The 11,972-nt window shown below is 64.0% G+C and carries 8 protein-coding genes and 1 tRNA gene; 4 read left to right on the top strand and 5 right to left on the bottom strand.

Annotated features, from left to right (window positions below):
* The first annotated feature begins 157 nt into the window (after positions 1 to 157).
* A complete protein-coding gene (locus ACP7AZ_RS11475) occupies positions 158 to 844 on the top strand; it encodes a hypothetical protein (protein WP_426038787.1) in 687 nt (228 codons plus the stop codon).
* A gap of 104 nt (positions 845 to 948) precedes the next feature.
* The gene (locus ACP7AZ_RS11470; RefSeq protein ID WP_426038786.1) at positions 949 to 1,383 is read left to right on the top strand and encodes a hypothetical protein; all 435 of its coding nucleotides are present in this window, start codon (positions 949 to 951) and stop codon (positions 1,381 to 1,383) included.
* A gap of 317 nt (positions 1,384 to 1,700) precedes the next feature.
* On the opposite strand, the gene ACP7AZ_RS11465 is transcribed toward ACP7AZ_RS11470, so the two are convergent.
* The 3 genes from ACP7AZ_RS11465 to ACP7AZ_RS11455 form a co-directional block, all read right to left on the bottom strand.
* Positions 1,701 to 2,417: an HNH endonuclease gene (locus ACP7AZ_RS11465; protein WP_426038785.1), complete on the bottom strand. Its 717-nt coding sequence runs from the start codon at positions 2,415 to 2,417 to the stop codon at positions 1,701 to 1,703.
* 11 nt (positions 2,418 to 2,428) lie between these two features.
* Positions 2,429 to 2,635, bottom strand: a complete 207-nt coding sequence (locus tag ACP7AZ_RS11460; RefSeq protein WP_426038784.1) for a helix-turn-helix domain-containing protein — start codon at positions 2,633 to 2,635, stop codon at positions 2,429 to 2,431.
* A 364-nt stretch (positions 2,636 to 2,999) separates the two neighbouring features.
* Positions 3,000 to 3,073: transfer RNA gene (locus tag ACP7AZ_RS11455), tRNA-Gly, on the bottom strand.
* A 300-nt stretch (positions 3,074 to 3,373) separates the two neighbouring features.
* Here ACP7AZ_RS11455 and ACP7AZ_RS11450 point away from each other — a divergent pair.
* Both ACP7AZ_RS11450 and ACP7AZ_RS11445 read left to right on the top strand, forming a co-directional pair.
* Entirely contained in the window at positions 3,374 to 4,891 is a 1,518-nt protein-coding gene (locus ACP7AZ_RS11450) for a hypothetical protein (protein ID WP_426038783.1), read from the top strand.
* 78 nt (positions 4,892 to 4,969) lie between these two features.
* Complete coding sequence (locus ACP7AZ_RS11445; RefSeq protein WP_426038782.1) at positions 4,970 to 7,606, top strand: TonB-dependent receptor domain-containing protein; 2,637 nt, start codon at positions 4,970 to 4,972, stop codon at positions 7,604 to 7,606.
* Between the two features lie 193 nt (positions 7,607 to 7,799).
* On the opposite strand, the gene ACP7AZ_RS11440 is transcribed toward ACP7AZ_RS11445, so the two are convergent.
* Positions 7,800 to 9,464 carry an amidohydrolase gene (locus ACP7AZ_RS11440; protein WP_426038781.1) on the bottom strand — a complete coding sequence of 555 codons (1,665 nt, stop codon included), beginning with the start codon at positions 9,462 to 9,464 and terminating at the stop codon, positions 7,800 to 7,802.
* A gap of 496 nt (positions 9,465 to 9,960) precedes the next feature.
* Positions 9,961 to 11,931 (bottom strand): M1 family metallopeptidase, encoded by a 1,971-nt coding sequence (locus ACP7AZ_RS11435; protein WP_426038780.1) that lies wholly within the window; start codon positions 11,929 to 11,931, stop codon positions 9,961 to 9,963.
* Positions 11,932 to 11,972: the final 41 nt, after the last annotated feature.

Below are 11,972 nucleotides of genomic sequence, written 5' to 3'. Positions count from 1 at the left end.
GATGTTGGCGCGCGAAGCCCATGCAGCCTCGGAAGGAATCGGAGGTGGGATTCAGATTGCGAACCTGATCGCGCAAGTGTCATGTGGCCATAAATGTCCCAACTAGACGGGACAGCGGGCCAAGGTTGGCCAGTCGGCGGTATTTGGGGCGGGTCGATTGCCAGAAATTATCACTGAAAAGCCTCAGCTTGCGCAATATGATAGTTGGCTGTGCGAGAAAGTCGGCCGGAGCTCCAGACAGCTTTCGACTCAATATTTGTCTGCAACGGCAATGGCTAAAGAAGCCATCCTAACATCCCAAATTTGGTTGTGTTTAGTCGATGAACTCTCGGAAGCGAATGACGCGTATCGAGTAAAATACAAGACACCTCTAATCGTGCCCCGAGCTCCCCTGCTTTTAGTCAAACCTTACGAATCGTTTCTGAACAAGAACTATAGGAAGAATGTACTCAACAATAGCCTTTGGCCTGAGCCTCCTGAGGGTGGTTGGATTTTCCCGCCTGGTTGGATTTGCTCACTGAATGATGTGTTTCGGACGTCTCTGACTGTCAGTTATGTAGATGGTATTCAATTTTTAAGTGATCGGCTTTCGGATGTAATAGTATCTGCTGGTGGAGCAGTACATTTTGATCTGAACTCAAGTCTAGTTGGTTACTATGCGGGTCACTTGATAGTCGATGTAGAGGTAGAAATTCCGGACCTCGATTTTAATCCGGTTCGCACGAACGTAAAAATTGAAATCCAAATAACTACGCACGTCAAAGAGGCCGTAAAGACTATACTGCACCCAATTTACGAGAGGGCTCGCATATCTGCACAAGGCAGCAATAAGGATTGGCAGTGAGATTTCAATTCCGACGAATTTATTGCTAATAACCTTGGACACATTATCCACTACGTGGAAGGCATGATCGTCCGAGTAAGAGAAGAGAACCAGAGGAAGAGCGCATGAGAGCTGAACACTTCGAATACCTTGCTCAAATCGGAGCTACTAAAGTTGCGCGAGAGCGGGCAGCGACACTTTGGGGTTACGTGTCCTCTATGGCACCTGCAGAGCTTAAGTCCGTTTATATGTGCGACCTTTTCGTTGAAGAGGGAGTTAGGGCGTACTCAAATATTTGGTTCTTTACGGATAAATATTATTCGGAATGCCGAAACTTTATTGAAAACACGCACTTTGACTATACGAGCCTTAAAGAGGTGCCGCGATGGGTAGATGTATCTGCCGTGAACTATGATTTTCATCAAGCTGGCGATACCTCGTCTATGAGAGTTGAGGGACGCTTAGGCGAAAATACCGCTTTTACGCTAACTGCGGTACGTAATAACTGTGATCATCTCAAGGCTCTTATCTCAAACTATTTTGTACCCTTCGCTGCTTGAGACTGTGGTGGTGGCCGCCTAATCGCGGTCACCTGAATGCATAATCGACGCTCCGAGCCGATCAGATGCCGCTGTTTAACAACCCGGCAGATAAACTCGTGGTCAGCCTAGATCCTTCAGTTGCCGAACGCGGGATCAGATCATCTATGCATTGGCCCATATGGGCCGTCACAGCGGCGGCTGACAAAGGCCGCGCCTGCTTGCACGGAAATCGCGCCAGTGGGTCTCCGTGTGAACCCTTCGTCGTGCACATATCCGATGTTATGCGAAATCGGGCCAGCCCTCGCGCGACGGCTCCTGGAGCGGTCGGCGCGCCGTTAGCCGACGACGCGTAAGCTATCCCCGGCCTCGTCGATCGAGACCCACCGTCTCTTGATCGCGATCAGTCGATGAATGAATCGGTGGCAGCCAGCACAAACCAGCGCCATGTCCGCGACCCGCGTCGATGTGAGCCCCTTCGTCTCTGACAGCGGACGGATGTGGTGGGCTTCGAAGAAGCTTTCGCGCAGCCGGCGTTCTAGCGGGGGCGCGGCGAACCGACAGATGGTGCAGGTCAGCTGATCATCTGACTTTTGAGCGAGGAGTTTCTTCCTCAGGCGGCGATCCCGGCTCCGATGCCGAGAGGTCAACAAATGGCCCTCTACGAACACCTCGTCGTCAGGAAGGGTCTCTGCGGCCTCGCCCTGACCGATCGCTTCGCGGATCATGCTGGCCAGCGCCGCGACCTCCATGGCACGTGATCTCGGAAACTCTTCAACCAGTTCGCGATCCAAGATCGACGAAGACAAACCCCGGGTCGGGTCGATTGCGGAAAAGAGGTTCTGCAGTTTGAGGGCGACGCCGTCCGCGTTGCGGAAGGAAGGGCGCCGTCCCTCGGTCGGGTGGATCAAGGCACCCCTCAGAAGCGACGACAGGTCTACGACGTCTGGATGCCCCTTGTGGATCGGCGCGCCGAACCGATAGAGCAGGTCGAGCGCGAGCAGCGTCTCGTCTCGATTCCAATCTGCGTTACCTGCGCCTTGCGTTACCGGCATCGTGCGTCCCTCTAGGGTCGGACTAGGTCCATGACGCTTGAGCCTAGCGCGGTAGCCAGCCTTACCATAACCAGCAGACTGGGATTTCGCTTACCGCGCTCGATGCCGCCCACATAGGTCAGATCCAGGCCGGCCTCGAATGCCAGCTGCTCCTGCGTCAGGCCTTTGACCTGGCGAAGCTGCCGCACGTTCCGTCCTACGATCGCCCGCCAGTCCATCCGACGGATAGGCTGCGGTCGGGCATATAGTCTCTAGGGACGATAGTCCCTATTCGGGCTGGACGCCCGAGGTCCAACCCGATGCCTGATCCCGACAATCGAGGCCTCCAGGCGCTTGACGATGTGCTCGAAAGCCTGGCCGCCGCCGGCCGCAGCGTGCGAGCAATCACACTTCATCCCGACGGCCGAATCCAGATCGAGATGGGACCAGAAACCGAACCGAGCGCTCTCGACCAATGGCGTCGACAACGGAAAAGCTATCGGGGTTCGTGATTAATCAGATGCTTAGGCCCTGAAGACTGGCCGGTTGGGAAATGCCGCTTCGGGGCCGTTCCCCGTAACTCAGTGAATATATTCGATAAAATGGAGCGGGCGGCGGGAATCGAACCCGCACGAAAAGCTTGGGAAGCTTTCAGGCTACCACTACATCACGCCCGCGGAAGCTGGCGCCAGCCTAGCGGAATGCGCGGGACGCTCAAGCGCGGACTGACGCACGGCCGATTTCTCCAATCCTGTGACATTCACTCCGACATCAGAGTCTTTGTCATCTGCGCGACGTAAAGTATTCGTAGCAAATGTTTGGAGAACATCAGTCCGTATCCGGATCGACTGTAATAATTGCACGTTTTTCTGTCATTTGAACTTTGCATTGAAGTCCTAAAGGCGGCGACGGGATCGCCAGATCGTGTCGGAACGATGCGGCGGCGATCAACCCGTTTCCAACCCGAGGGGATATCGATGCTTCGTCTGACCAAGGTTCTGATGGCCGGTGCGGCCGTGATGGCGCTGGCCGCCTGCGGCTCCGCCGAAGTGGCGTCCCCCGGCGAGGGTGATTTCGGCTCCGGCGGCGGCACGGGTGGCGGCACAGGCCCCACCCCGCTTCCGCCCGGCACCCCGGCCGCTGACTGCCCCACGGGTCTGACCAATGTCGGCACCGTCGCCGCCGGCACCCTGCGCGCCTGCCAGCTGCCCGAGACGATCTCGGGCTCGCTGACCCTGTCGGTCCGCGCCGGCACTATCTACGCCATCTCGGGCCGCACCCAGGTCGGCACCGATCGCGGCGCCGACCCGGCCGCTCCGGTCGCCGGCAGCGTCCAGGGTATCCTGACCATCGATCCGGGCGTGAAGGTCTTCGCCTCGGGCGGTTCAGACTACCTGCTGGTCAACCGCGGTTCGCAGATCTTCGCCGAAGGCACCGCGACCCAGCCGATCATCTTCACCAGCCGCCAGAACGTCGAAGGCGCCACCAACCTGAGCTCGCAAGGCCAGTGGGGCGGCCTCGTCATCGCCGGCCGCGCGCCGACCGCCGTCTGCCCGGCGGGCGTCACGGCCCCGAACGCCTCGTGCGTCGGTCAGGTCGAGGGCACCAGCGCCAACTACGGCGGCAACACCCTCGCCGACAACTCGGGCCGCCTGCGCTACGTTCAGGTCAACTTCTCGGGCTTCGAACTGTCGCCGAACAACGAACTGCAGGCCCTGACCCTGGCCGGCGTCGGTTCGGGCACCACGGTCGAGTTCTTCCAGTCCTACAACTCGTCGGACGATGGCATCGAAATCTTCGGCGGCACCGTCAACCTGCGCAACATCGTCATCAACGGCGCTGATGACGACGGTCTGGACACCGACACGGGCTGGCGCGGTGGAGCCCAGTTCGGCATCATCACCCAGAAGCCGACGGCCGTGACCAACGGCAGCCGTGGCCTGGAATGGTCGGCCGCTCCGTCGGGCACCGCCTTCTTCGCCCAGCCCAAGGTCTCGAACTTCACCATCGTCGGCCGTAACGCCGCTGTGGCCGCTGACGCGCTCATCACGATGAACACCGGCACCCAGCCGACGGTCATCAACTCGGTGTTCACCAACCCGACGACCTCGGCCGCCGCCTGCCTGGACATCGACGACGCCCAGACGGTCACTAATGCCCCGATCTTCCGCTCGGTCTACTTCGCCTGCTCGCGGCCCTATGAGGACGACTCGAACGTGAACGCGGCGGCCACCGCCGCAGTGTTCATCTCGGCCACCAACGTGAACAACACGGCCGCCGGAACCTCGACGATGACGGCCCCGGCCGGCGCGACGATGACCAACAACGGCCTGACCTTCATCAACGGCGCCAACGAGACGGCCGTCGTGGCGACCAACGGCAACGCCCTCTACCCGTTCTTCACGTCGGTGACCTACATCGGCGCCGTGCGGAACACCGCCGACACCTGGTACCTCGGCTGGACCTGCGGTCTGGCGGCCGGTTCGACCTGCTGATGACGAAGACCGGGGCGGCCCTTGCGGGCCGCCCCGATCTCGCCGTCCCTTTCGTTGAACCCCTTCAAGGCGCAGATCATGAAGACGCTCTCCCTGACCCTGAGCGGGGTCCTGCTGGCCACCAGCGCGTTGATCGCGCCGGGGCTCGCCTACGCTCAATCCGCTCCTGCCGAAGCTCCCGCCCAGGTCGCGGCGGCGGCTGAACCGCAGGACGACTCAACCCAGGTCGACGAGATCGTCGTCCTCGGCCGCTACATTCCCGAACCGAACCGCGAGAGCCCGGAAGTCGCGGCCTTCCTGACCGCGGAAGACCTGGCTCGCACCGGCGATTCCAACGCCGCGGAGGCCCTGACCCGCGTGACCGGCCTGTCGATCGTGGAAGGCCGATTCATCTATGTGCGCGGCCTGGGCGAGCGCTACTCCTCGGCCATGCTGAACGGCTCGCCCCTGCCGAGCCCCGAGCCGCTGCAGCGCGTGATTCCGCTGGATCTGTTCCCGTCCGACATTCTGGCCGGCGTAACCGTCCAGAAGACCTACTCGGCCAACTATCCCGGCGAGTTCGGCGGCGGTCTGATCGACCTGCAGACGATCTCGACCCCGTCGGATCCCTTCTTCACCTTCAAGGCCTCGCTCGGCGCCAACACTGAGACTACGGCGCAGGACGGCCTGATCTATTTCGGCGCCCGCACGGACTTCCTCGGCTTCGACGACGGTACTCGTGACATTCCCGGTCCGATCGATCTTGCCTTCGGTTCGGGCAAGCGCATCAACGCCAACAACTACACGGCCGCCGAACTGCGCCGCATGGGCCAGTCGCTGATCAATTCGCCGCTGCGCCTGCTGCAGCGCGAGCAAAGCCCGGTCAACTTCGGCCTCGGCATGACCGCCGGCGCGGCCATGGATACCGAGATCGGCACTGTCGGCGCCGTCTTCGTCGCCGGCTACGACAACGCCTGGAAGAGCCGCGAGGGCGTGCGCCAGACCGGTCGCCTCGATGCGGGCCGCCTCGTCATCGCCAATGACTTCGGGTTCCAGTCGACCCAGAACGACATCGGCCTGAACTTCCTCGGCGGCCTCAGCCTCGTCAACGGCGACAATGAGATCAAGTGGACGAACCTCTACGTCCGCAACGTGACCAAGGAAGCCCGCAGCCAGGAAGGCTTCGACGACGCCGCCGGCTCGACCCGTCGCACGGATCTGACCGCCTGGTACGTTCGCCAGTTGCTGTCGACCCAGCTGACCGGCGAGCATTTCTTCGGCGAAAGCTGGGAGTTCAACTGGCGCGCGGCCTACGCCCAGACGTCACGTGACGCGCCCTACGAGACCCAGTTTGGCTACGGCAATAACGCCGCCGGCGCCTATATCCACTCGATCCAGTCGAACTCCACCGCCTTCAGCGAACTGAATGACGACGTCGTCTCGGGCGGCGCGGACCTCAGCTACATTCTGCCGCTGTCGGACTATCGCGAAGCCAAGTTCACGGTCGGGGCCTCGGCCTATGACAACAACCGCGACTCGGCCGAGCGGCGCCTGCGCTTCAACGCCATCAACACGCTTTCGGCCGACCAGCTGGAATCGCGCGTCGACTATCTGTTCTCGGACTTCAACATCGGCCCCTACCTCCAGCTCGAGGAAGTGACCGGGTCGAACGGCGCCTCCGCCTACGAAGGCCAGTTGACGGTCAACGCCGTCTACGCCCAGGTCGAGGCCGAGGTGATCCCGCTGGTCAACCTGACCGTCGGCGTCCGCTACGAGGACGGCGAACAGACCGTCAGCCCGATGGATCTGTTCGGCGCCACGACGGGCCTGCGTCGCACCACGATCGACGAGCAGTACGTCCTGCCCGCCGCCACGGTGACCTGGAACTTTGCCGAGGACATGCAGCTGCGTCTGGCTGCGTCCAAGACCATCGGCCGTCCGCAGTTCCGCGAACTGGCCCCGCAGCAGTACCGCGATATCGAGACGGACCGGACCTTCATCGGCAACCAGTTCCTGGTCGATACCGAGATCACGAACCTGGACGCCCGCTTCGAATGGTATTTCGCCCGCCAGCAGTTCATCACGGCCGGTGTCTTCTACAAGGACCTCGAAAATCCGGTTGAATCCAGCGTCGTGGACCAGGGCTCGAACATCTCGCAGACCTTCCTGAACGCGCCCCGTGCGCGGATCGTAGGCGCCGAGATCGAGGCCAAGAAGTATCTCGAGTTCCCCGACAACGGCATGGACTTCATCGCCAACAAGCGCTGGTTGATCCAGGCGAACTACACCTACTCGGACTCTGAAGTGACCGTTGAGGCCGGCGACAAGGTCCTGACGCAGAGCGGGCTGGGCGTGGCGGAAAACGCGTCCTTCTACGTGGTCGACGGCAGCCGTCTGCAAGGCCAGTCGGACCACGTCGCCAACGTGCAACTGGGCTGGGAAGATGACGTGGCTCGCTCGCAGGCGACCTTCATCATCAACTATGTGTCCGAGCGGACCTCGGCCCGGAACATCGCCGGCAATCCGGACCTGATCCAGGATCCCGGTACGTTCCTGGACTTCGTCTACCGCAAGGACTTCGACGTCATCGGCCGTGAACTGGGCTTCGCCCTGGAACTGCGGAACCTGCTCGGCACCAGCTACTCGGAGTACGAAGAGCTGGGTTCGACCAAGATCGACGTCAACTCTTATGACCTGGGCCAGAGCGCCTCGATCAGCCTGACCGCCCGCTTCTAAAGGGGGCTTACGATTTCAAAGACCGGGGCCGTCCACCGCGAGGTGGGCGGCCCTTTTCTGTTCAATCCTCCCCCGTTGGGGGAGGGGGACCGCGAAGCGGTGGAAGGGGCCCGAACCAAACATCGAGTTCGTGGTTGGCCCCCTCCGTCACGTCGCGAAGTGCGCCGCGCCACCTCCCCCGTTGGGGGAGGATCTAGTCCGCCCGGTAGACCACCTCCCCGTCCACGATGGTCAGCACCGCGTGCCCTTTGGGGATGTCTGCCTCGGAGACGGTCATCAGGTCGATGTCGAAGGCGGTGAAGTCGGCGCGTTTGCCGACCTCGATGGTGCCCAGCTCGTTTTCGCGGAACGAGGCGAACGCCGGCCACAGGGTGAACATCTTCAGGGCCGTGGCGCGGTCCACGGCCTCGTTCGGGCGCCAGTCGGGCCCCTGGAAGCCTTCCAGATCGCGGCGGGCGACGGCGGCGTAGAATTCGATCAGTGGATCGCCGCGCTCGACCGGGGCGTCGGAGCCGCCGACCACGACGACGCCGAGATCCACCAGACTGTGCCAGGCATAGGCGCCGTCCAGGCGAGCGTCGCCGAGGCGGGCCGATGCGAAGTGGAAGTCGCCGATGGCGTGGCTGGGTTGCATCGAGGCGATGACGTGCAGGTCCCGGAACATCGGCTCGTCCCCGGGGCGCAGGATCTGGGCGTGCTCGACGCGCCAGCGGGGTTGGGCAAGGCCGCGTTCACCGGCGGGCACGGCGGCCATGGCGTCGCGGTACCAGGTCAGGACCTCGGTATTGCCCCGGTCGCCGATGGCGTGGGTGGCGACCTGGATGCCGCTGCGCAGCGCGTTCTCGTAGAGCGGGGCCATTTCCTCGCGCGTCGTCTGCATCAGGCCCGACGTGTGGGGGGCGTCGCTGTAGGGTTCATGCAGGGCGGCGCCGCGCGAGCCGAGAGCGCCGTCGACATAGTATTTGATGGCGCGGGTGATGATCCGTCCGTCGGCGACGCTGCGGGGCCCCGAGGCGATCAGGGCGGCGCCGCCGTCAGGGGTGACCGAGTTGTAGACTCGCAACGGCGCCTCCCCGGCCTCGGCCATCTGCTCCAGCAGGGGGATGTCGGACCAGGGCGCGCTCATGAAATGGATCCCGGTCCAGCCGTAGCGGGCCTCGACCCGGAAGCCGGCGCGATAGGCGTTCCGCTTCGCCTCGGGATCGGCCTGGGGCATCAGGGGCGCGAGCAGGGACATGGCGGCGTCGACGATGAAGCCGGTCGGTTGTCCATCGGCGCCCTTGGCGATCTCTCCGCCCGAGGGGGCGACCGTCGAGGCATCGATCCGGGCGGCGGCGAGAGCGGGCGAGGAGGCGGTGATGGCGTGGCCGTCGGCGCGCTCCAGCAGAACGACGCGGCCGGGTGCGGCGGCGTCGAGGTCGGCGGCGGTCAGGAAGCGGGCGCCGTTGGCACTTTCGGGCCAGCGGGTCTCGATCCAGCCGCGACCGATGATCGGACCGTCGGGGTGGGCCTCGGCCCAGGCGGTCAGCCTGGCCATGGCGTCGACGACGGAGGACGAGCCCTCGAGGTTCAGCGTCAGCTCGCGCCAGCCGATGCCGTCGAGGTGGGCATGGCCGTCGGTGAAGCCCGGGAACAGGGTCGCGCCGTCAAGATCGATGACGGTCAGACCCTCGGTCGAGGGTGCATCGGCGGCGGCCCCGACCCAGGCGATGCGGCCGTCGCGGGCGATCACGACCTCGGCCGTCGGGGCGGCGTCATTGCCGGTGTGGATGGTTCCGCCCCGGATGAGCAGGTCCTGGGCCTGTGCGGGGAGGGCGAGGGCGGCGAGGGCGGCGGCGGTCAGGAACGAACGGAACATGGGGTCACCGGGCTGGCGGAAATCGGACGGCGGAGTTGCGGGGATCGCGCGGCGAAGGTCAAGGTTTGGTCGAGCGGAGATCGGCCCGGTCTCCAAAACACCGTCCGAAGCGTCCGAAGCGTGCGGGGAAGACGTCCAGACTCAGGAAATTGGAGTCCAGATAGTCCGTAGAGTCTACTCGGCTGGGGGGCGTGATGGCGATGTCAAAGACCGCGACCAGTGTCTCACGGTTTTCGGGAGCGGTTGGGATAAGGCCTCTGAATAATTCCGACCGTTGATTTCAAGGGCGGATTCGGCCGATCCGTTGATGGGTATGGGGTGCCGAACCTTCTCCCTCTGGGAGAGGGCTTGAGGCTCGCAGAGCGAAGCGATGCGCCAGCCGAAAGGGTGAGGGTCGTGCCTCACCGGTTTGCATCCGACCCTCACCCTTTCGCGCAAGTCCGATCGCCTGACGGCTCCCGGGCGCTCAAGCCCTCCCCCACCGGGAGAGGGAAGATTAACCTGCGACCGGAGACGGAACGCCCACCACCCCGTCCACCGATCCTGTGGTGACCGGGTGATAGCCCGGCCGCGCCGTCGCATAGACGCGCGTCGCGATGGGACGGCCCCAGTCGCCCTGGCCCCACAGCGAGGTGTAGAGCGGCAGGACGAATTTTCGGCGGCCCTGCGAGGTCAGGAAGCGTTCCAGCGTCGGCACGGCCGGCTGGTAGCGATGGGCGACGGCGATCTGGAGCCACTGGAACAGGACCTCGGCATTGCCCTCGGCGCGCAGGTTGAGGGTGGTCTCGAGGTCGGCGAGCTGGGCGCTGGTCAGCCACGGGCGCGTGGCGGCGGCGCCTTCAGGACGCCAGGCGAGGAAATGCTGGCGTTCCTGCGTCGACCAGCCGGACCAGGGGATGGCCGAGGCCGGGCCCTTGTCGGCGAAGAAGGCGTCGGCGGCCGTGTCCACGGCGGTCAGGGCGGTCGAGACCGGCGCCTGGGCATTCGACGGCAGGCCCGGCTGATAGACCCAGTTGTCGAGCTGCAGCTCGCGCTCCAGCGCGGAATCGCCACGCACCAGGTTGGCGCGAATATCGATCAGGAAGCCGCCGGCGGTCATGGGCCTGAAGGCGTTGCGTTCAAAATAACCCTTCAGCCAGGCGTCGAAGCGCTCACGGCCGACGATCCGCTCGATCGTGCGCAGGAAGGCGGCGCCTTTCTCATAGGGGATGTCGTTCAGACCGTCGTCGGGATCGCGACCGTCGAGGTCGACGTGCAGGCGGGTATCGAGCGGGGCCATGTCGGCCAGCGACGACTGCAGGTCGTTCCAGCCCAGGACCTGGAGCATCAGGGCGCGGTCGCGGCCGTAGACCGCCTCCATGATGCGGTTCTCGAAATAGGTGGTCGTGCCCTCGTTGAGCCAGATGTCGGCCCAGGTGGCGTTGGTGACGAGGTTGCCGGACCAGGAGTGGGCCAGTTCGTGGGCGACCAGCGAGACCAGCGACTTGTCGCCGGCGACGACGGTCGGGGTGGCGAAGGTGAGGCGCGGGTTCTCCATCCCGCCGAACGGGAAGGACGGCGGCAGGATCAGCAGGTCGTAGCGGCCCCAGCGGTAAGGACCGTAGAGGGCCTCGGCGGCGTCGACCAGTTGGCCCATTTCGGAGAATTCGGCCTTGGCGGCGTCGAGACGGCCGGGCTCGGTCCAGACGCCGACGCGGGCGCCTTCGGACGCAAACTTCAGGTCGCCGACCGCCAGGGCGATCAGATAGGGCGGGACCGGGTTGGTCATGCGGAAGCGGTAGCTGTGCATCTTGCCGCCGGGGCCCTCGGCGGCGCGCTCGCCGTCGGGGGTCAGCATCTCGGCGGACATGACCGCGGTCAGGGCCTCGGGGACGGTGATCTTCGCCGAATAGGTCTGGCGGATGCCGGGGCTGTCCTGGGTCGGGACCCAAGTACGGGTCAGGATGGCCTGGCCCTGGCTGAACAGGAAGGGTTGCTGGCCGCCGGCCGTCTGGGCCGGGGTCAGCCACTGGAGGGCCGCGGCGTCGGGGCGGGTGGAATAGGTCACCACGATCTTCTCCACCTTGCCGGGCTCGAAGGCGGGGACGGTGACCGTCAGGGCCTGGCCCTTGATCGGATCCTCGGCGCCGAGGGCGAACTGAAGCGCATTGCCCTTGTCGTCGGCGACGGAGCGGATCTCGAGGTTCTTGATGTCGAGGATGATCTGGGTCGCGCCGGGCTCGCCCGTGACGTCGAGCGTCGCCGTGCCCGACAGGGTCTTTGTGGCGAAGTCGGCGGTCAGGTCGAGATCGACGTGTCTGACCCGCGCGATCTGGGGCTGGGCCCAGGAGTGGACGTCCCGCTCATAGGTCACCGGCGCCGTGGCCGAGGCGGGCAGGGGCGGCATGTCGGACTTCGTGTCGCCCTGACCGCAGGCGGCGAGCAGGGCGAGGGTGGAAGCCATCACGGCGAGGCGGGCGCGGGACATCAAGGCGTACTCCGAAACGTTTCGGCGCGGAGGGAGCCCTG

The sequence above is a fragment of the Brevundimonas sp. DC300-4 genome (assembly GCF_049897365.1).
Classification (GTDB): Bacteria; Pseudomonadota; Alphaproteobacteria; order Caulobacterales; family Caulobacteraceae; genus Brevundimonas.
Note: the sequence above shows the minus strand (reverse complement) of the source record. Positions and strands in the feature narration are given on the sequence as shown.